The sequence below is a fragment of the Marinobacter fuscus genome, assembly GCF_003007675.1.
Taxonomy (GTDB): domain Bacteria; phylum Pseudomonadota; class Gammaproteobacteria; order Pseudomonadales; family Oleiphilaceae; genus Marinobacter; species Marinobacter fuscus.
Genome location: NZ_PXNP01000023.1, coordinates 237,765 through 258,884 on the forward strand (window position 1 = coordinate 237,765; position 21,120 = coordinate 258,884).

The window sequence follows — 21,120 nt, forward strand, 5'->3', positions numbered from 1 at the left end:
GGCCTGAACGGCTCCTGAAAACGCCGGGCGAATACCGGCTTTGCTTCCCCACCTATTGATTTATCAAAAGATTAAGCCTGATTCACGAGCATATTAGTACGTTCGTCTAATTCATTGTGCGGTGGCACACATGGTGAACTACAGGCATCTGTCCTACGGGCGTTTTTCGCCCAGACCACCCTTAAAATATAAACCGACAACGACAAAAGACTCTTATCTAGGGGGAGCATAATGACTGATAAACAGGTATATCCGGTGAGTCCGGCCGTGGCCGAACGGGCACTGGTCAACAAAACCCAGTACGAAGAAATGTACCGCCAATCTGTAGAGAATCCGGATGCCTTCTGGGGTGAACACGGCAAGCGGCTCGACTGGATCAAGCCTTTCACCAAGGTCAAAAACTCCTCTTATGATTACAACAATCTGTCGATCAAATGGTTCGAAGACGGTGAGCTGAATGCCTCCGTTAACTGTCTGGATCGCCACCTGGAAACCCGTGGCGACCAGACCGCACTGATCTTCGAAGGTGACGACCCGTCGGTTTCCCGCAACGTCAGCTACCGTGAGCTGTACGAAGAAACCTGCAAGTTTGCCAACGTGCTGAAAAGCCAGGGCATCAAGAAAGGCGATGTGGTCACCATCTACATGCCGATGATTGTGGAAACGGCAGTGGCTATGCTGGCGTGTGCCCGTATCGGTGCCATTCACTCGGTGGTGTTCGGTGGCTTTTCTCCGGAAGCCGTGGCCGCCCGTGTGGTTAATGGCAAGTCCCGTTTCGTGATTACCGCAGACGAGGGCCTGCGCGGTGGTCGTGCGATTCCTCTGAAGAAGAACGTGGATGCTGCGCTCAAGCACGAGCCCAATGCCAAAGTGGAGAAAGTCATTGTAGTTTCCCGCACCGGCAACGATCAGGTGCCCTGGACCGAAGGTCGGGATCTCCGCTACGAAGATCTGATGAAAGAGGCGTCTGTTGATTGTCCGGCTGAGCCGATGAATGCGGAAGATCCGCTATTTATGCTGTACACCTCTGGTTCTACGGGTGCCCCGAAGGGTGTTTTGCACACCACCGGCGGTTACCTGGTGTATGCGTCGATGACCCACGAGTATGTGTTTGACTACCACGACGGTGACGTATACTGGTGTACTGCAGACTTCGGCTGGGTAACCGGCCACAGCTACATTCTCTACGGGCCGCTGGCCAATGGCGCAACGTCGCTGCTGTTTGAAGGTGTGCCCAACTACCCGGACAGCTCGCGCATGGGGCAGGTGGTCGACAAGCACAAAGTGAACATTCTTTACACGGCACCGACCGCTATTCGTGCGCTGATGGCCCAGGGCGAGTCCTGCATGGACGGCACCACCCGCGACAGCCTGCGACTGCTGGGCTCCGTGGGTGAACCCATCAACCCGGAAGCCTGGGAGTGGTACCACCGGGTAATCGGTAACGGCAAATGCCCGATTGTGGATACCTGGTGGCAGACCGAAACCGGTGGCATCCTGATTTCGCCGTTGCCGGGTGCTGTTGATTTGAAGCCTGGCTCTGCAACCCGTCCGTTCTTTGGCGTACAGCCTGCGCTGGTGGATAACGAAGGCAATCTGCTGGAAGGTGAAGCCGAGGGTAACCTGGTAATTCTGGACAGCTGGCCGGGCCAGATGCGCACGATTTACGGTGATCACGACCGTTTCGTACAGACTTATTTCAGCACCTACAAAGGCATGTACTTCACCGGTGACGGCGCCCGCCGTGATGCCGATGGCTATTACTGGATCACCGGCCGGGTGGATGATGTTCTGAACGTATCTGGCCACCGTCTGGGTACCGCAGAGGTGGAAAGCGCGCTGGTGGCCCACGACAAGGTGGCCGAGGCGGCCGTGGTGGGCTATCCGCACGAAATTAAAGGTCAGGGCATCTATGTGTATGTCACCTTGGTACAAGGTGAGGAGCCAAGCGACGAACTCAAGAAGGAACTGGTGCAGTGGGTACGCAAGGAAATCGGCCCGATCGCTTCGCCGGATGTGATTCAGTGGGCGCCTGGACTGCCGAAGACTCGTTCTGGCAAGATTATGCGGAGAATTTTGCGTAAAATTGCCGCCAACGAACACGATCAGCTCGGCGATACTTCAACGCTCGCCGATCCGAGCGTGGTTGACGAGCTGATCAGCAGCCGGGAGTTCAGGTAACATCGGCGGCTGAGACTAACCTGCAAGGAACCTTTGAATGACACAGACAATTATCGTCGCTGATGATCACCCGCTGTTTCGCGCAGCATTGAAGCAGGCGGTCAATCAGGCGGTGCCCGATGCCGAAACCGTAGAGGTAGACAGCATCAAAGCGCTGCAGGCGGCGGTAGAGTCGCACCCTGATGCGGATTTGATTCTGCTGGATCTGAACATGCCGGGTGCCCACGGCTTCTCCGGGCTGGTGTTCATGCGCGGCCAGTATCCCGGGCTGCCGGTGGTGGTGGTGTCTGGCTCCGAAGACCTGCAGGTGATGCGCCGTTCCATTGATTACGGTGCCTCCGGATTTATTCCAAAGTCTGCCCCCCTGCCCACCATCACCGAAGCCATTCAGGCGGTGCTGGAAGGGGATGTCTGGCTACCAGACGGTGTTGCCGACAAGATCGAGCGGATGCAGGCCGAAACCACGGACTTCTCCGAGCGGCTGGCGTCGCTGACACCGCAGCAGTTCCGGGTGCTGGGCATGCTGGCGGAAGGGCTGCTGAACAAGCAGATCGCCTACGACCTGGATGTCTCGGAGGCCACCATCAAGGCCCACATCACGGCGGTTTTCCGCAAGCTCGGAGTGCGTAACCGTACCCAGGCGGTGATTGCCATTCAGCAAATGGAGCTGGATCCGTCGGATCAGTCGCTTTCGGGGGGCTGAGGCTCAGCCAATAAAAAAAACGGGAGCTTTCGGGCTCCCGTTTTCGTTTGATATTTTGAGGCGCTTGAACATCGGACGATAATCCTTGAGAGTCCGCATGGCGAGAACTATATTGGCGGTCTGTTCGAAAGGAAAGTCGGAGATGTTCACCCCTCACCAAAGCACCTATTTTGCCCACTGGTTAACCCAATCCGGTAAAATCGAAAATCAGGTCTCCCGGGCCATGGCCTCTGCCCGTGTGGATATGAACCCGCACCAGATCGATGCTGCCTGTTTTGCGTTGAAATCCCCGCTGGAGCAAGGTGTTCTCCTGGCGGATGAAGTTGGCCTGGGTAAGACCATTGAAGCCAGCTTGGTGATGGCTCAGAAATGGGCAGAGAACAAACGTAACATACTCCTGATTGTGCCCGCCTCATTGCGAAAGCAGTGGAGCCAGGAGCTCGGAGACAAGTTTGAGCTGCCATCAGTGATCATTGATGGAAAAGTTGCTGCAAGTCTCAAAAAAGAAGGAAAAATCAATCCGTTCGATCAAAATGGGCAGATCGTTATCTGCTCGTATGAATACGCGGCTCTCCAGCGTGACTATGTACGATTGGTGAGCTGGAACCTGGTTGTCTTCGATGAAGCCCACAAACTAAGGAACCTCTATCAGACCAACGGCAGCAAGAGGGCAAAAGCACTGGTAGAGGCCACCGAGTTCGCTGAAAGCCGTGTTCTGTTGTCGGCAACACCGATCCAGAATAACCTCTTGGAGCTCTATGGTCTGAGCCAGGTCATCGATCCCCATTTTTTTGGGGATGAAAAGTCGTTTCGGGCGCTCTACGTAAACCGGCAGCGCGATGAAAAGGCACTTGAAGATCTCAAACGTCGCATTCGTCCATTATGCCACCGAACTCTCCGGCGCCAGGTTCAGGAAGAGGGCGGTATCAACTTCACCAACCGCTATTCCATTACTCAAGACTTCACGCCGTTGCCGGAAGAATGGGAGTTGTACCAGAAACTGTCCCACTATCTGCAGCAGCCGGATAACGAGGCGATTAACCCCCGTGCTCGCCATTTGGTGAGCATGGGTTTGCGCAAGATTTTGGCATCGTCGTCCTTTGCTGTAGCCGACACGCTCAGGGGTATGATTGATCGCCTTGAACAGCAGCAGTGGCTCGATGAGCAAGCGCTTTCTGATATCGAGGAAATCGACGATTGGGCTGAGTCTGAAAACCGGGGAGACGAAGAGAGCAATGACAAGGTCGGCAACGATGAGCCAGTGCGGTCTCCAAGCAAGCTGAGCCAGGAAATCGCCCAGCTTAGCGAGTTTTTCGACCTTGCGAAGAACATCGCCAGCAACGCCAAGGGGCAGGCCCTACTCGCGGTTCTGGAAAAAGCCCTAACCATGACAGAACGTCTTGGTGGGCAACGCAAAGCAGTGGTGTTCACCGAGTCTTGCAGAACTCAACAATACCTTCAGGAACTTCTGGAAACCGGCGGGTACGCAGGAAGAACGGTATTGCTGAACGGTTCCAATAACGACCCTCATTCCAAGGAAATCTATCAGGCATGGTTGGAAGAGCACAAAGGGTCAGCTCGTATCAGTGGCTCGAAAGCCGCTGATATGAAAGCCGCGCTGGTGGATCAGTTTCGCAGCAACAACGCAGACATTCTTATTTCCACCGAGGCTGGCGGAGAAGGTATCAACCTTCAGTTCTGCTCCGTACTGATCAACTATGATCTCCCATGGAATCCTCAGAAGGTAGAACAGCGTATTGGGCGCGTTCACCGATACGGCCAGAAGAACGATGTGGTGGTGGTCAACTTTGTAAACCGCAAAAACCCGGCCGATCGTCGCGTCTTTCAACTTCTTGATGAAAAGCTCCGATTGTTTGAAGGTGTATTTGGTGCTTCCGATGAAGTGCTCGGAGCCATAGAAGGCAGCATCGACATTGAACGCCGTATTTACGAGATCTATCAGAAATGCCGTACCGATCAGGAAATTGAGTACCAGTTCGACCAGTTACAACGGTCCCTTGAGGAGACTTTGGCTGCCAGAGAAACGGCTGCTCGTGAGGCCTTGCTGAATAACTTCGACCGGGATGTTGTGTCTGCTCTCAAAACCCGCCGTGATCAGAGTAACGATTTCTTGCAGGAATATGAACAGGTGCTTATGGACCTCGCTCGAGCAGAGTTGCCGGATGCAACATTTAACACCAACCATTTTTACCTCAAAAATCAGCGCTATGACCTGAGCTGGCCACTGGCGGAGCAGAACGACTCCGAATTTTTCCGTTTACAGGCTACCGAGCATTATCTGGCCTGGGATCTGGTGCGCAGGGCCAAGGCCCGTAACCTGGTGCCAGCGCATTTGGTGTTCCATTACGACCAGCTTCAAGGCCAGTATGTGGCCCTCAGAGAGTATCTTGGGCACTCGGGCACACTCTCTGCTTTTGAAGTGCGGTTCACCTACAACAAGGGGCGAACGCGGAACACTCGGCTGGTGGTCCTTGCACAAACGGACGACGGCCACAGACTAGCACTGGAAAATGCCGACCACTTGATGTCAGTGCCAGCCCGTGAAGAGCCTCTGAGTGATGCCATTCCAGAGGAGCTCTTCGCCGAGTGGCAGGCGCAGGTTGTGGAAGAAACCGAAGCCGAAACAGAAGCGGAGTTGGACCAGTATCTGGAGCAGGAATCTGAGAAGCTCGAACGCTGGGCGCAGGATCGACGGAAAGCGCTCATGGCCACCGTGGATGAGCTTGACGAGCAAATACGGGCCTATAAAAAAGAGGCGAGACAACTGGCTTCGACAGCGGAAAAAATCCAGGCCAAGAAAGAACTTCGCAAACTGGAGCGCAAGCGGGACGATGCTCTGGCAGAATACCACCAATCCAAAAAAGCCATTGAGCAAGAGGAAGACCGCCTGTTGGACGAGGTAAGCGAAAAGCTGGAGCTGACGTGCGAGATCAAAACGCTGTTTACCGCTCGCTGGACACTCACCCACTGACACAGGCCAGAGATCATCATGGACAGAGAAAAACTGGTTAAAGACCTGCTGTACCAGATTCGCCTGGGGGAAGACTCCGGCTATGAGTTCAAGCGTGTTGAAATCCGGGGCAATAAAGTCAAAGGGCCGGACCAGAAAGACCTGGCCGACGAAATGGCTGCCTTCGCCAATCAGAAAGGCGGCTACCTGATTCTGGGCGTAGACGACAAAACCCGGCAAATCACCGGCATTCCGGCCGACATGCTTGAGGCGGTGCAGAAACGGGTGAAAGACGCCGCCACCGACAACATAGAGCCGCCGTTGCCTATTGCTACCCGCTTGCTTGAACTGCCGGACGAACACGGCGATATGAAAAACATACTGCACGTGGATATTGAGAAAAGCCTGTTCGTGCACAGCAGCAATGGCCGTTATTTCCATCGTGTGGCCGAATCCAGACAACCCATGAAGCAGGAATACCTGGCCCGGCTGATGATGCAGCGCAGTCAGTCCCGGCTGATCTGGCTGGACGAACGCCCGGTGCCCGGCTCCTGTTATGAAAATCTGGACCGGAGCCTGTACCGCAAGTTCCTGCGTGAGGAAGGCCAGCCCGAACACACCCAGTTGCGTAAACTGCGCATGCTGGTAGACGATGATGAGGGTAACGAGAAGCTGAGTGTTTCCGGGGTTTTGCTCGGCACCCCAAGCCCGGTCAACTGGCTGCCAAACGCCTACATTCAAGCCGTCTGTTACGCGGGCGACGACCGCGATGCGGACCAGCAAACGGATGCGATGGATTTCACTGGCCCTCTGGATCAGCAAATCAGCGGCGCTCTGGCATTCGTTGAAAAAAACCAGCGTGTGGCCGCCCGTAAACTGCTGGGCCGGGAAGACATCCCCCAGTACAGCCTGACCGCTATCTTCGAAGCGTTGGTAAACGCGGTGGCCCACAGGGATTACGATATCTACGGCGCTCATATTCGCCTGCATATGTTTGCCGACCGGCTGGTAATCTGTTCACCCGGCGCTCTGGTCAACACCATGGAAGTGGACGAACTCATGGCCCGGCAGGCCTCCCGCAACCAGTTGATCACCAGCCTGCTGGCCCGTTGCCCCTATGAGCACCCCACCATTAACCGATCCCGCATGATGGACAAACGGGGTGAGGGCGTTCCGGTGATTTTCAACGAATCTGAAAAGCTCTCTGGCAAACGCCCCGACTACAAGATGGTCGGAGAAGAGTTACAGCTTACTGTCTACGCGGCGAGAAAAGAGTCTTACCGAGACTGACGCCCATCGCCTCATCAGTATTGAACTATCTGAAAGTCTCCCGAGTTAAGGAATTTCCAGCAGTATGAGCACACCAAATACCCAGATGAACGGCCAGTCCCAGGACGTTGCCGAGCAGCGCCGCAAAGAACTCGAACAACTGTTCCCGGGCATCTTCACCGAAACCCGCAATGACAAAGGCGAGCTGAAGATAACCATTGATCTGGAGCGCCTGAAAGCCGAGCTGGGTGAGTTCACAGATATCTATGACAACCGCCGCGAACGCTACGGCATGGACTGGCCCGGCAAACGGGACTGCCTGCGGCTGATCCAGCAGCCTTCCACCGCCACCCTCAAGCCCTGCCGGGATGAATCGGTGGATTTCGACACCACCGAAAACCTGTTTATCGAGGGTGACAACCTGGAAGTCCTCAAGCTGCTGCAGAAGAGCTACTATGGCAAGGTCAAGATGATCTACATTGACCCGCCCTACAACACCGGCAAGGAATTCATCTACCCGGACAACTTCAGCGAAAGCCTGGACACCTACCTGCAATACGCTGGCCTGAAAGACAGCGAAGGCCGCACCTTCTCCACCAACACCGCCAACGAAGGCCGTTTCCACACCAAGTGGCTGAACATGATGTACCCGCGCCTGTACCTGGCCCGCAACCTGTTGCGGGAGGACGGGGTGATCTTTATTTCCATTGACGACAACGAGGTGGAAAACCTGCGGCGGATGTGTGATGAGATTTTTGGGGAGGAGAATCAAATCGCTTGTTTAGTTTGGGAGAAGGGGCGGAAGAATGATGCCAAACTTTTCTCAGTTGGACATGAGTACATGCTCGTCTACGCGAAGAGCAGCAGTATTCTTAAGGAGAAAAACATTGTCTGGAGGGAAGAAAAGCCCGGCGCAAAAGAAATTTGGGAGCAGTATTTGTTGTTGCGAGAGCTGCGTGGTGGCAACGATGAGGCTATCGAAAGCGAATTGCAAGCTTGGTTCGCCGAGCTACCGAAGTCTCACCCTTCAAAAAAATGGAGTCGGTATAAGCGAATAGATAAAAACGGCCCTTGGCGCGACAGAGATATATCTTGGCCAGGTGGTGGAGGGCCCGAGTACGATGTCATCCACCCAGTGACGAAAAAGCCTTGTGTGGTTCCAGAATCTGGTTGGCGGTTCGCTAACCCAGATGAAATGCAGCGGCAAATTGAAGCAGGGCTCGTGCAATTCAGGGATGATCACACGAAACCTCCGTTTCGTAAAACCCACCTGAGGCCTATTAGTGAAGAGCTGGAGGATGACTCTGAAGATTCTGGTGATGATGAGGGATTGGCAACACAGGTGCGCGGAAGCTGCATCTACAAACAGAGTCAAGTGGCTGTCAAATATTTGAAAGGGTTAATGGGGGCAAAGCTATTCAACAACCCCAAAGACCATGTTGAAATTAGGCGCCTTATTAAGTACGTGTGCGGCGAAGAAGGTATAGTTCTGGACTTTTTCTCTGGATCCGGTACCACGGGTGAATCTGTAGCTGAGCTCGCGATAAAAGATTCTTCAGATCTCAAATACATTTTGGTCCAGTTGCCTGAGCCGAACTCGGAAAAGGAGAAAACAGGAAAGGCTGCGCTCAAGGCTGGGTACTCTACGATTGCGGATATATCCAAAGATAGGCTACGCAAAGTTTATTCCGGGCTTGAAGACGAGCATGGGCGCAGGGAGAAACAGGAAAATAAATGGGGGTTCAAGGTTCTGAAGTTAATGAAAAGCAATTTCAAACTCTGGCAAGCCCCGACCAAAGACATCTCCGACGAAGAACTCCTTCAACAGATGGAGCTCAACGTCGACCATATCGACCCCAACGCCAGCCAGGAAGACCTGCTCTACGAACTACTGATCAAAGCCGGCGTGATGCCCACGGAAACTTTGGAGCAAATCGAACTGACAGGCCACAAGGTGTTCTCTGTCGCTGAGGGCACCCTGCTGGTACACCTGGAAGACGACATCGACCAGGCCCTCATTGATGCGGTGCTGGCCCAAGCCCCGAGCCAGTTTATCTGCCTGGACAAAGCCTTCCATGGTAACGACCAGCTCAAAACCAACGCCGTGAAAACCTTCCAGGCCTTCAACCAGGGCAAGGAAAAAATCGACCAGATTGATTTCAAAACGGTGTAAGGGGGATTGACGATGAAGTTGAAGTTCAATCCCAACCTGGATTACCAGCAGGATGCCATCGAATCCACCATGGCGGTGTTCGATGGTCTCTCCACCGCTGGCGAGCCTTATCGTCAGCTGGGTATCGCCAACACCCTGACGTTGAACCCGGACAAATTGTTGGAGAACCTGCATCGGGTGCAGGAGCAAAACTACATCGAGAAGTCTGCCGCGTTGTTTGAGGATGGGGACGGGTATCCCTTCCCCAACTTCTCCGTGGAGATGGAAACCGGCACCGGGAAAACCTACGTCTATCTGCGCAGCATTTTCGAGCTACACAAACGGCTGGGGCTGCGTAAGTTCATCATCGTGGTGCCGTCGGTGGCGATTCGTGAAGGGGTATTGTCGTCCCTGGCGTTGATGAAAGAACACTTCCGTGGCCTCTACAACAATGTGCCGTTCGATCATTACGTGTACAGCTCGAAGAACCTCTCCAAGGTACGGGATTTTGCCACCGGCAACACCTTGCAGATCATGGTGATCAACATCCAGGCGTTCCAGAAGGATGCGGGGGATGTGGTGGATTATGGTGAGCTGACACCAGAGCAGGTCAAAAAGCTGTCGGTGATTCACCGGGAGCAGGACAAGATGTCCGGCGTTAAACCCATCCAGTTCATCCAGGACGTACGCCCGGTACTGATCATCGACGAGCCCCAGTCGGTGGATACTACCGCCAAGGCCAAGCGGGCGATTAGTCATCTCAAACCAATGTTCGCCTTGCGTTATTCCGCGACTCACAAGAACCCCTACAACGTGGTGTACCAGTTGGGGCCGGTGAAGGCCTACGACATGAAGCTGGTGAAACAGATCTCGGTGGCGTCTATCCAGTCCCAGAGCAACGTCAACCAGACCTACCTGAAGCTGAGCAAGATCGGATACACCGGCAAGGCTAAGACGCCTTCGGCCTCAGTGGTGATTTTCGACGATACCCCAAATGGCACCAAGGAAATGACCGTCAAGCTCAAGCAGGGCACGGACCTCTCCGACCACACCAACCGCCCAGGGTACGGGGGTTATGTGGTGGATGAAATCTACGCCGAACCGGGTGCCGAATACGTCCGCTTCGCCAACAACGTGATTCTGGAGCCGGAGCAGGAAAAAGACGGTATCCATGACGATGTGCTCAAGGAGCAGATTCGCCAGACGGTGGAGGAGCATTTCAAGAAAGAGCGAAACCTGCAAAAGCAGAGGCTGCCGGTGAAGGTGTTGTCCCTGTTCTTTATCGACAAGGTGGCCAACTACCGCTATTACGATGAGCATGGCAACCGGCAGAACGGCAAGTTGGCTCAATGGTTTGAGGAAGCCTATCGGGACATTGCCGCCAATCCGTTGTTCAGTAGTCTGCCCAAGCGCGATGTTGAGCAGGTGCATAATGGCTACTTCGCGGAGGTAAAAAAGCGGGGCAAGGTAGTAGACCTCAAGGACACCTCTGGCAACACGGCGTCGGACGGTGAGGTGTATGAGCTGATCATGCAGGATAAGGAGCGACTTCTGGATGATGGTGAACCCCTGCGCTTTATCTTCAGTCACTCCGCCCTGAAAGAAGGCTGGGACAATCCCAATGTGTTCCAGATTTGCACCTTGCGGGAGTTTGGCAGTGAGAAGGAGCGCCGCCAGACCTTGGGTCGTGGCCTCCGCTTGGCGGTGAATGCTAATGGTGACCGGGTGTATGAACCTCAGGTGAACCGCCTGACGGTGGTGGCCAGTGAGTCCTTCGAGGAATACGCCAAGAACCTGCAAACGGAAATGGAGAAGGACATTGGGGGCGGCTTCAAGTTTGGCCGGGTGCCCGCCATCGCCTTCGCCCCTCTCGCATTGAACGAGCAGGAGCCTCTGGGGCAGGAGAAATCCCGCCACCTCTGGCAGGCGTTGAAGGCGGAAGGTTATCTGGATACCAAGGGCGACCTCACCGCTAAGTTTCAGCCTGATGATATGTATTTCCAACTGCAGCTACCTGCGGACTATCAGCCGCTGGAAAACGATATCATCGACAAGCTCCGCAGCTTTATGTTTGCGGGCCGGGTTCAGGATGCTCGCAAGCGGATGCCCGTAACCTACAACAAGCGGGTGGAGCTGAATCCGGACTTCGAAGCTTTGTGGGAGCGAATCAGTCAGAAAACCCGGTATTCCATCGAGTTCAATACCCAGGAACTGATTGACCTCGCCAGCCACAAACTGCAAACCATGCCGGTGATCAAGCCAGTCACCCTGACCATTGATCACACCCAGGCCAAACTCACCGAGGCGGGATTCGGCAGCGACCGGCAGATCTCTACCACCAAAGAGCGTTACGTGAGTTCTCACGAAGTGCTGCCGGACCTGATCGGAGCCTTGCAGGATCGCACCGAACTCACCCGGGGCACGTTGTTAACGATCATCAAACGCTGCAACCGATTGGGGGAGTTCAAGGCCAATCCCCAAGGCTTCATCACCGAAGCCAGCAAGCAGATCCACAAGGCGCTGGATGAGCTGCTGGTGGACGGCATCCGCTATGAAAAGCTGGCGGGTGAGCGATACAAGATGGAGCTGTTCAACGAACCGGAACTGGAAGCCTACCTGGATCGCGCCTACCAGGTGAAACACGGGAACCAGGGCGACCAGGTACAAACTCCTTACGATTACATTGAGTACGATTCCCACATTGAGCACATGACCGCCCAAGCCCTGGATGGCGCAGAAAATATTAAGTTCTTCTGCAAACTCCCTCGCTGGTTCACCATCCCCACTCCGGTGGGCGACTACAACCCGGACTGGGCCGTGGTGCTACAAGAGGATCAAAAGGTCTACCTGATCCGAGAAACCAAGACCACCCACGACAGCGACAAGCGTCGGCTGGAGGAGAATCTGAAGATTCTTTGTGGAGAGGCGCATTTTAAAGCGTTGGGTGATGTGGACTACAAAGTGGCGGCTTCGGTAGCTGAGGTGACGGCTGTGTAGTGTGGGGAGCCTCATGCTGGCGAATTACTACACCTAATATCACTAATCGTATTGATGCCATAAAACCTCATTGTTTCCAATCAGTCCGAAACTCTTGCCGTCCGGTTGGTGTATGTCAATCTGAATGTCAGTAGCGAACGCCCGACGCGAAGTGGGTTCGGTGTTCGCGAGGGGGGGAGCCCAGAACGCTTGAAGTCCTAATTGCCAGCGTAACCAAGCCCCTTGTTGACGAAGTTAAACAGCTCCTCCCCCTTGTGCCAGCGGTCAAAGTTCTCCAGAAACTGGTCTGTCAGGGCCCGCTTCCAGCCGATGAAATCCCCGGCCATGTGGGCGGTCATGATCACGTTCTCCCGGGCCCACAACGGGTGTTCCGGCGGTAATGGTTCTTCCTCGAACACATCCAGCCCGGCGCCCGCAATGTCGCCCTTGTCCAGTGCCTGGAGCAAGGCGTCGGTATTCACGATCGGGCCACGACCGATGTTGATCAGGCGCGCTGTTGATTTCATGGCTGCAAAGGCCCTGGCATCGAATAAACCCTCGGTCTGCGGGGTCAGTGGTGCGGCAATAACCACATAGTCGGCATGAGACAACTGCTCGTAGAGTTCATCGTTGCCATGCACAGCAACAAAGTCCGGATCATCCGGGCGTGGAGTGCGGGCAATGCCATGGGCGTTCAGGCCGATGGCGTTTACCAGCCTGGCAATCTGTCGGCCGATGGAACCGGCGCCGACCACCAGCACCTGTTTGCCTTCCGCCCGCTCGGTGTCCCGGTGTTGCCATTGGTTGTTGATCTGTAGCCGGATTGAGGTGGGAAAGTCCTTGGCAAACATGAGAATAGTACACAACACATACTCCGCGATCGTGCGGTCGAAGATGCCTCGGGCGTTGGTGACGGTGACCTTGCTGTCGATCAGCGCCGGAAACATCAGAGCGTCAACGCCTGCACTGGTGGCGTGAATCCACTGCAAGCGGTCGGCAGAGCCCCAGGCGGCTTCCAGTGCTTCTGTGCGAAAGTCCGTCACCATCATTGCATCGGTGCCTGGCAGGGTCTCTCGCAGACTGGCCTCGTCACAGGCAAACCGCACCTCGGCCCGGGCTTTGATGGCTTCGATGCCGGGAGGTGCCGATTCTCCTGGTGAGCTCAGCACGGTAATAACGGGTCTGGATGAAGCGGCCATGTAACCTCCCGGGTTGCCGGTGATCTTTTGGTATGCAGACAGTCTGGTTGGCGACGGCTGTCGGGTCAACCTGAGGCCGGTTGACGGGGATTTTCGAGTTGCCAGCCATGCTTTGGTCTTACGCCCTTGTCCCACTGATTTTTCAGGTCTAACCTGCAGGAGGTGAGTATTGGTTTACCTTGTCCTCAGGAGGTTCAAATGGTGGGATCCGTTAGCCGGGAAACCGGGCAGGCGAAACCGGGCAAAGTGAAGTACCGCAAGGCCAAAGCCAGCTGGAACCCGGCGATGCAGGCTATTCCGGTGTCCGGCATCCGTCGTCTGGTGAACATGGCCTCGACCATGAAGGATGTTATTCATCTGTCGATTGGCCAGCCGGACTTGCCAACCCCGAAACACATCATTGACGCCTATATCGACGCGCTGAATGCGGGCCAGACCGGTTACACCATGGACGCTGGCCTGCCAGAGTTATTGGTCGCATTGCGGGATTATTACGGGCGCCGGTACAACAGAAAGCTGACTCGGGACAACATCCTGATCACCAGCGGTGCCACCGAAGCCATGTACCTCGCCATCTCTGCCACGGCGGCCCCGGGGCGGCAATTTATTGTGACCGATCCGTCGTTTCTGCTCTATGCCCCGTTGATTCGCATGAACGGTGGGGAGGTTAAGTTCGTGCGCACCCGGGCCGAAAACAACCATCAGCTTGATCCGGATGATGTGATCCGGGCCATGGGTTCTCGCACCTTCGCGCTGATCCTGAACAACCCGAACAACCCCACGGGTGCGGTGTATCCTCGCAGTACGGTGGAGACGATTCTGGAGGAGTGCGCTTATCGGGGCATACAGGTGTATGCAGACGAAGTGTACGACCACCTGATTTTCGATGACGATGACTTTGCCAGCGTGCTGAACTGTTCGATGGATCTGGACAACATCATGTGCATCAGCAGCTTTTCGAAAACCTACAGCATGGCAGGGCTGCGGGTAGGCTGGGTCATTTCCAGCCAGGCGGCCATAAAATCCCTGCGCCGTTACCATATGTTTACCACTTCGGTGGCCAATACCCCTTCCCAGTTTGCCGGTGTGGCTGCCCTTACGGCTGACCAGCAGTGTGTGCAGGAGATGGTGGGAATCTACCAGGAGCGACGTGACCGGATTGTCGAATTGATCGAGCAGACGCCGTATCTGACCGGCTACAAGCCCGGCGGCGCGTTTTTCGCGTTTCCGGACTTGCCGCCTCATGTTGATGGCTCTGATCTGGCGTTGCGAATGCTCAAGGAAACCGGTGTCTGCGTGGTGCCGGGGGACGCCTTCGGCGAGGATTGCACCAACGCATTACGGTTCAGCTTCTCGACCACCTGCGAGCGCATGGAAGAGGCGTTCGACCGCATTATCCCCTGGATGGCGAAGCAGCAGTTCTGAGGTTAATGATGTCAGCACTGGACTCGGTACTTGTGCAATGCCCTTACTGTTGGGAGACGCTGGAGGTCAGCGTTGACCCATCCGTGCCGGAGCAGGAATACGTGGAAGATTGCCAGGTGTGCTGTCAGCCGATCCTGCTGACAGTCCACCTGGATGACCAGCTGGTGCCCCATGTGGAGGCCAGGGCTGAAAACGAATGAGGGTATGACCAATTGTTAATGATTGCAGCTTGAACCCGAGCCGGGCCTGGCGCAGGATTGAACCGGTTCTTTTATCAGGAAACTCCGTATCATGTTGAAGCAAACCAAAATCTGGCTATTGCTGCTGGCGGTTACTGTGCTGGCCAGCGGCTGTGCCAGTATGTCGCCCTATGCGATTTCAGAGGGTGAAATTGAAGGTCATCTGAAAAAAGTGGTGGCGGAATTCGACCGCAAGCAGCTCAAGGGCAGCTCACCATTGAGTTTGAGTCTGTCGGATGCGGATATTACGCTGGGCCCGGACGGTCGGGATGTGGCGATTATTGATTTACGCGGTCAGGTGGCGCTCAACGCCCTGTTGACCAAGCTGCCGGTAGATCTGGCGCTGAAAGTCGAAGGCGCACCGATGTACGACAGCAAGGAGAAGGCGGTCTATATCCGTAGGCTGCAGTTGCTGGAAAGCTCGATCGATTCACCATTCTTCAAGGGTGATTTGGCACCGGTGACCGACAACGTGATGCGCCTGGTGGCTCAGATGCTGGAAACCATGCCGGTGTATCGTCTGGATGAAACCGACCTTGCCCAGAAAATGTTTGGCATGGTGCCCATGGATGTGCGGGTAGCGCCCGGGCGCCTGGAGTTCGTGATGGCGGATCGTTGAGCGGTCTGAGCCTGCACCATTGAACAAAAAAGCCGGAGGCAAACGTTCTGCCTCCGGCTTTTTATTGCGGCACAAATGGAGCAGAAAGAGTCAGGCGGTTGCCCGAAGCGCCTCCTCAAAAATGCCCGTGGCTTCGTCGATCTGTTGTTCATTTACGATCAACGGCGGCAGCCAGCGTACGATTTCCTGATAGGGGCCACATCTGAGCATCAGCAATCCCCGTTTCTCGCATTCCTTCAGTAGCTTGCCCGCACGCTCCCCGTCCGGGCAATCGCCTCGGCGCATTTCCACGCCAATCATCAGGCCCTTGCCGCGAATGTCTGCCATTTCCGGGTAGTCTTTTTTCAGTGCCTGCAGGTTGTCCCACAGCCGCTGGCCCATGGTGTCGGCGTTCTGTACCAGGCCTTCCTCCTGAATCACTTCGATGGTGGCGATGGCAGCCGCTGCGGCCACGGCATTCCCGCCATAGGTGCCGCCTTGAGAGCCGGGCCAGCCTTTGGCCATGGTCTCCTCGGATGCCGCCAGTGCAGAAATCGGGAAACCGCTGGCCAGGCCCTTGGCAATCATGATGGCATCGGGCGTAACACCAAAGTGTTCATGGGCCCAGAATTTACCACTGCGGCCAAAGCCTGCCTGTACCTCATCAAACACCAGCATGATGCCGTGTTTGTCGCAGCGTTCCCGCAGGCCTTGCATGAACCTTGTATTGGCGGGCACGTAACCGCCTTCGCCCTGCACCGGCTCAATCAGCATGGCCGCTGTTTCTTTCGGGGCGGAATAGGTAACGAAGATGCGGTCGAGCTCTTTCAGACAGAAGTCGGTTGCTTCGTCCAGGCTCCAGCCATAGTGAAAGGCGTGGGGGAATGGAGCTACCACCACGCCCCCCATCATCGGGCTGACACCGGCCCGCAGGCCGACGCTGGAGGTGGTCATCGACAGTGAGCCCATAGTCCGGCCGTGAAAACCACCGTGGAACACGATCACGTTGGGGCGGCCGGTGGCTTGCCGCACCAGACGAATGGCGCCCTCGGCCACTTCGGTGCCCGCGTTGGAGAAGAAAAAAGCATTGAGCGGGTCGGGGGTCAGCGCGCCCAGCCTTTCGGCCAGTTCCGGCAGACGCGGATTCATCACCGTGGTGGCCTGGGCATGAATCATGGTGGCCACCTGCTTCTGGGCTGCGGCCACCACTTTTGGGTGACAGTGGCCGGTACTGGTTACGCCTATACCGGATGTGAAATCCAGATAGCGGCGACCTTCCGGGTCAATAATGTAGGCACCTTCGCCTTTGGCGGCGGTAATGCCGGTGGCCTGCTTGAGCAGGGGGGAAAGTTTGCCTTTGTGATCCGTCATGAGGGTACCTCCCGAAGTGAACGAACTGCTTCTTTTCCAAAGCGGTGTTTGCCAGCCACAGCCAAGCTGCGGCCCGACACCATTCAGGTAATCAGGCGCTGGCGAACCGCGTCGCCGATTTCCCGGGTGCTGCGCCTTTGGGTGCCTTTTTCGGCAAGGTCTGCGGCAACAGCATGGAACAACTCCTGCCCGGCATGGGCGAGAACAGGATCTTTCCGGCCCAGCCATTCGAGCATCCGCGCCGTTGTGAACAGCATGGCGGTCGGGTCGGCAATGCCCTGGCCTGCAATATCAGGCGCGCTACCATGGGTGGGTTCGAACATGGAGGGCACATCGGTGTTGCTGGGATTGAGGTTGCAGGAGGGCGCCACCCCCATGCCGCCAGACAGCACCGCCGCCAGATCGGTAAGAATGTCACCCTGCAAATTACTGGCGACGACTACATCAAACGCCCAGGGGCTCTGCACGAATTTCATGCAGGCAGCATCCACCAGTTCGTGGTGGGTGGCGACATCCGGGTATTCACGGGCGATTTCCTCGAACACCTCGGTGTACATATCACCCCAGTAGCGCAGCGCATTGCGCTTGGTGATCAGGCATACCTGGCTTTCACAGATATGTCCCTCGAAGGTTCGGAAGCTGCGGGTGCGGGCTTCTTTTAGCCGATCGCTGGCGCGCTTGCGGGCCTGGTCGAAGCCGTAGCGAATAATTCTCTCGGTGGCGCGGCGGGTGAACACTTCCATCTGGGTGGCCACCTCATCCGGCGTACCCTGGCGCAGGCGTCCGCCCTGGCTTACATACTCACCTTCGCTGTTTTCACGGATCACCAGCATATCAATGTCTTTGGCGCGATCGTCCTTTAGATATTGCCTGGCGCCGGGCAGCAGGCGAGCCGGGCGCTCGCACACCCATTGGTCAAAACCCTTGCGCATTTCCAGCAGGGGCCCCAGAGACACGCTGTCACTCAACAGATACCGGTCTTTGTCGTGAAGCGGCCCGGGGTCGCCCAGAGCGCCCAGCAGGATGGCGTCATAAGCCTGTAACTGAACCAGCGCATCGGCAGGCCAGGACTCACCATGCTCCTGATGCCAGGCGTGTGACGGCCAGGGAAATTGCGTCCAGTCCAGTGCCAGCTTGTGTTTGTCTTTCAACACCTCCAGGCAGCGGATAGACTCCGCAACCACTTCCGGACCGATACCGTCTCCCGGGGTAACTGCAATGCGGGTGGTCTGGGCCATTCCCAAAGCTCCTTTCTCTGTGGCGTGGCGAATTCAGCACAACAGCCCCAGTGTAGACCGGCAGTCTGAAGATGCCAGTGAACACCCCGGTGGTTTTCAGGTTTTACCGCTTTCGATCAGCAGGTTATAGTGGCGCTAACCCGTTTGGCGAGATTCTGACTGTGCTCTATCGAATTGTGACTCTGATCGGCGGCCTGGTGTTCGTGGCCGCCCTGTTTGCCCTGGTGTGGTTCTTCTGCAAGAAATTTCTGGAGCACCATGGCGTCACTGACCAGACCTCCGATCGTGCCACGGTGCTGGCCACCTGGACTTTTGCCGGCATTGCCATTGGCCTGGTGTTCGCTGTGATTGGCGCCTTTGTGCTGGGCCCCTGGGCGTTCTATCGCACGCTTCGCGGCCACGACGTGGCGATTTCAGACGGTGCTGCCGTCTGGTGGGGGTTCGGTATTGTCCTGTTGTCGCTGGGCATTACCGCCGCAGGCTTCTTCGGCTTTCTGATGCTGGTGGGCGCCTACTGAAGCGGCTGCAGGTTTTTCAGCAAGTCCCGGAACCATAGCAGCGCAGGCTCCTGCGCATAGGCTTTGTGCCAGTACAGATGGACATCAATGGACGGCATGTCCACCGGCGGTGCCAACACCTCAATCTCGGTGCTCTGGGCAAGAATGCAAGCGTAGGTTTCCGGCATGGTGAGCAGCAAATCGGAGTTCTCCACCACCCGGCAGGCGGCGTAGTAATGCTGACAACGCATGCGTATGGAGCGCTGGACACCCAGCCGGGATAACTCAAAATCCTCAATGCCCGGCCCTTCCGCCCGGGACGACACCAGAATATGCCGGGCCGCAAGATAACCCGGCAGATCCAGTTCTCCCTGAACAAGAGGATGGCCTTTGCGGGCCAGCACCACCAACCGATCCTGCCGTAGAAGTTCATGGCTGGTCTGATCACTCACCGGCAAGAGCACGTCAATAGCGAAGTCCAGCTTGCCCGCCGCCAATTGCGTTTCCATGTCACGCCGGGCCACCTGCTGGCTGCGAATCTCCAGATCCGGATAGGGTGCCAGTCGGGCAACCAGCTGTGGCAAAAATGTGGATTCCAGAACATCCCGCAGCCCCAGAGAATAGGTTTTACGCTGGCTGGCGGGGTCAAATGCATGGAACTGGTTGACCGCGCTCTGGATCTGCGTCAGCCCCGGGCGCATGGATTCCAGAAAGCGCCGGGCCAGCGGAGTTGGCACCATCTGATTGCCCTGACGGGTAAACAGCGGATCCTCAAAATGATCCCGAAGCCGGGCCAGGGAATGACTGATTGCAGGCTGGGTCAGGTGCAAAGCCCGCGCAGCCCGAGTCAGGCTGCCTTCCCGATAGATGGTGTCGAAAACGTGCAACAGATTCAGATCCAGGCGATTCGTTGCCATTATCCCGTTCCGGTTAGTGAATAAATAACGCTAATGGTAAAGGATAAGAACAATTCAGTCGCGTAATAATGCAATGGCTCCTAGACTGACGGCTAACGAATCGACAGTGCGCCCGCCGGGGCCGACAGCGCAAGGAGCTGCACCATGGACTTCAACATCTCCGAGAAAGGCCAGGACTACCTGCAGCGCGTGAAACAGTTCATGCGCGACGAAATCTACCCCATCGAAGAGCAATACCATAAAGACCTCGCTGCTCTCGACAACCGCTGGGTTGTTCTGCCCGTTATCAAAGAACTGAAAGCGAAGGCCAAAGCCCAGGGGCTCTGGAATATGTTTTTTCCGGATGAAACCTATGGGTGCGGCCTGCTCAACTCCGACTATGCGCTGATTGCCGAAGAAACCGGCCGCAGCTTCATTGCCCCGGAAATTTTCAACTGCAACGCCCCCGACACCGGCAACATGGAAGTTCTGATCCACTACGGCTCTGACCAGCAAAAAGCCGAGTGGCTGCCGCCGTTGCTCAGTGGCGACATCCGTTCTGCATTTTTTATGACTGAACCGGCCGTCGCGTCTTCCGATGCCACCAACATGGAAGCCACCGCCATTGTCGAGGGTGATGAAGTGGTACTCAATGGCCGTAAATGGTGGAGTACGGGCGTTGGCCATCCGGACTGCAAAGTGGGCATCTTCATGGGCGTGACCGACCCGGGCGCCCACAAACACCGCCGCCACTCCATGGTGCTGGTGCCCCTGGACACCCCGGGCATCACCATCGAACGCATGCTGCCGGTCTTTGGCGCTTACGACGAACCCTATGGCCATGGCCAGGTACTGTTCGACAACGTGCGCCTGCCAAAAAGCGCCATCATCGCAGGCCCCGGCCGAGGCTTCGAAATCGCCCAGGGCCGCCTGGGCCCGGGCCGCGTGCATCATTGCATGCGGGCTATTGGCGCCGCCGAGCGTGCCCTTGAGCTACTGATCAAGCGATCCATGTCCCGAGAGGCCTTTGGTCGCCCACTGGCCAAACTGGGCGCCAATCCGGATATCATCGCCCATGCCCGCATGAATATTGAGCAGGCCAGGCTGCTAACCCTGAAGTGTGCCTGGGCGCTGGATACCAAAGGCATCATGGGGGCGCTGCAGGAGGTCTCGATGATCAAGGCAGTGGTACCGACCATGCTGCAGCAAATTGTGGACGATGCGATTCAGGTACACGGTGGCGCAGGTGTCAGCGACGAAGATTTCCCGCTAACGGCGTTGTTCGCCTATGCGCGGGTTCTGAGGCTGGCAGACGGCCCGGATGAAGTCCATCGCGCGATGGTGGCGCGCCTGGAGCTTCGGAAGTATCAGTCGTAAGAATAACGAACCTCCCATACAAAAAATG

The 21,120-nt window shown here is 56.1% G+C and carries 15 protein-coding genes; 11 read left to right on the top strand and 4 right to left on the bottom strand.

Features of this window, described 5'->3' with window-relative positions; genetic code table 11:
* Positions 1-231 precede the first annotated feature (231 nt).
* The 6 genes from acs to C7H09_RS07040 all read left to right on the top strand — a co-directional run bounded on the left by acs (position 232) and on the right by C7H09_RS07040 (position 12,273).
* On the top strand, positions 232-2,181 hold the full coding sequence (gene acs / locus C7H09_RS07015; RefSeq protein WP_106761886.1) for an acetate--CoA ligase: 1,950 nt from the start codon (positions 232-234) through the stop codon (positions 2,179-2,181).
* Between the two features lie 37 nt (positions 2,182-2,218).
* On the top strand, positions 2,219-2,884 hold the full coding sequence (locus C7H09_RS07020) for a response regulator (protein WP_106761887.1): 666 nt from the start codon (positions 2,219-2,221) through the stop codon (positions 2,882-2,884).
* A 142-nt stretch (positions 2,885-3,026) separates the two neighbouring features.
* Positions 3,027-5,876, top strand: a complete 2,850-nt coding sequence (locus C7H09_RS07025) for an SNF2-related protein (RefSeq protein ID WP_165794797.1) — start codon at positions 3,027-3,029, stop codon at positions 5,874-5,876.
* A gap of 18 nt (positions 5,877-5,894) precedes the next feature.
* On the top strand, positions 5,895-7,145 hold the full coding sequence (locus C7H09_RS07030; RefSeq protein ID WP_106761889.1) for an ATP-binding protein: 1,251 nt from the start codon (positions 5,895-5,897) through the stop codon (positions 7,143-7,145).
* A gap of 64 nt (positions 7,146-7,209) precedes the next feature.
* Positions 7,210-9,297 (top strand): site-specific DNA-methyltransferase, encoded by a 2,088-nt coding sequence (locus C7H09_RS07035; protein ID WP_106761890.1) that lies wholly within the window; start codon positions 7,210-7,212, stop codon positions 9,295-9,297.
* A 12-nt stretch (positions 9,298-9,309) separates the two neighbouring features.
* Complete coding sequence (locus C7H09_RS07040) at positions 9,310-12,273, top strand: restriction endonuclease (protein ID WP_106761891.1); 2,964 nt, start codon at positions 9,310-9,312, stop codon at positions 12,271-12,273.
* Positions 12,274-12,470: 197 nt separating this feature from the next.
* Here C7H09_RS07040 and C7H09_RS07045 read toward each other — a convergent pair whose 3' ends face one another.
* Entirely contained in the window at positions 12,471-13,451 is a 981-nt protein-coding gene (locus tag C7H09_RS07045) for a D-2-hydroxyacid dehydrogenase (protein ID WP_106761892.1), read from the bottom strand.
* A 198-nt stretch (positions 13,452-13,649) separates the two neighbouring features.
* Here C7H09_RS07045 and C7H09_RS07050 point away from each other — a divergent pair, with 198 nt between their 5' ends.
* The 3 genes from C7H09_RS07050 (at position 13,650) to C7H09_RS07060 (ending at position 15,734) form a co-directional block, all read left to right on the top strand.
* Complete coding sequence (locus C7H09_RS07050) at positions 13,650-14,876, top strand: pyridoxal phosphate-dependent aminotransferase (RefSeq protein WP_106761893.1); 1,227 nt, start codon at positions 13,650-13,652, stop codon at positions 14,874-14,876.
* Between the two features lie 8 nt (positions 14,877-14,884).
* Complete coding sequence (locus C7H09_RS07055; protein ID WP_106761957.1) at positions 14,885-15,076, top strand: CPXCG motif-containing cysteine-rich protein; 192 nt, start codon at positions 14,885-14,887, stop codon at positions 15,074-15,076.
* 91 nt (positions 15,077-15,167) lie between these two features.
* Positions 15,168-15,734 carry a YceB family lipoprotein gene (locus C7H09_RS07060; protein ID WP_106761894.1) on the top strand — a complete coding sequence of 189 codons (567 nt, stop codon included), beginning with the start codon at positions 15,168-15,170 and terminating at the stop codon, positions 15,732-15,734.
* Between the two features lie 90 nt (positions 15,735-15,824).
* Here the strand turns inward: C7H09_RS07060 and C7H09_RS07065 are convergent, their stop codons facing one another.
* Both C7H09_RS07065 and C7H09_RS07070 read right to left on the bottom strand, forming a co-directional pair.
* Positions 15,825-17,084 carry an aspartate aminotransferase family protein gene (locus tag C7H09_RS07065; RefSeq protein ID WP_106761895.1) on the bottom strand — a complete coding sequence of 420 codons (1,260 nt, stop codon included), beginning with the start codon at positions 17,082-17,084 and terminating at the stop codon, positions 15,825-15,827.
* Positions 17,085-17,167: 83 nt separating this feature from the next.
* Positions 17,168-18,322 carry an isocitrate/isopropylmalate dehydrogenase family protein gene (locus C7H09_RS07070; protein WP_106761896.1) on the bottom strand — a complete coding sequence of 385 codons (1,155 nt, stop codon included), beginning with the start codon at positions 18,320-18,322 and terminating at the stop codon, positions 17,168-17,170.
* 161 nt (positions 18,323-18,483) lie between these two features.
* Between C7H09_RS07070 and C7H09_RS07075 the strand changes: the two genes are divergently transcribed.
* On the top strand, positions 18,484-18,840 hold the full coding sequence (locus tag C7H09_RS07075) for a hypothetical protein (protein ID WP_165794801.1): 357 nt from the start codon (positions 18,484-18,486) through the stop codon (positions 18,838-18,840).
* On the opposite strand, the gene C7H09_RS07080 is transcribed toward C7H09_RS07075, so the two are convergent.
* Entirely contained in the window at positions 18,834-19,736 is a 903-nt protein-coding gene (locus tag C7H09_RS07080) for a LysR family transcriptional regulator (RefSeq protein ID WP_106761897.1), read from the bottom strand. The two genes, C7H09_RS07075 and C7H09_RS07080, sit on opposite strands and share 7 nt — an antisense overlap.
* Before the next feature lie 144 nt (positions 19,737-19,880).
* Between C7H09_RS07080 and C7H09_RS07085 the strand changes: the two genes are divergently transcribed.
* On the top strand, positions 19,881-21,092 hold the full coding sequence (locus tag C7H09_RS07085; protein ID WP_106761898.1) for an acyl-CoA dehydrogenase family protein: 1,212 nt from the start codon (positions 19,881-19,883) through the stop codon (positions 21,090-21,092).
* Positions 21,093-21,120: the final 28 nt, after the last annotated feature.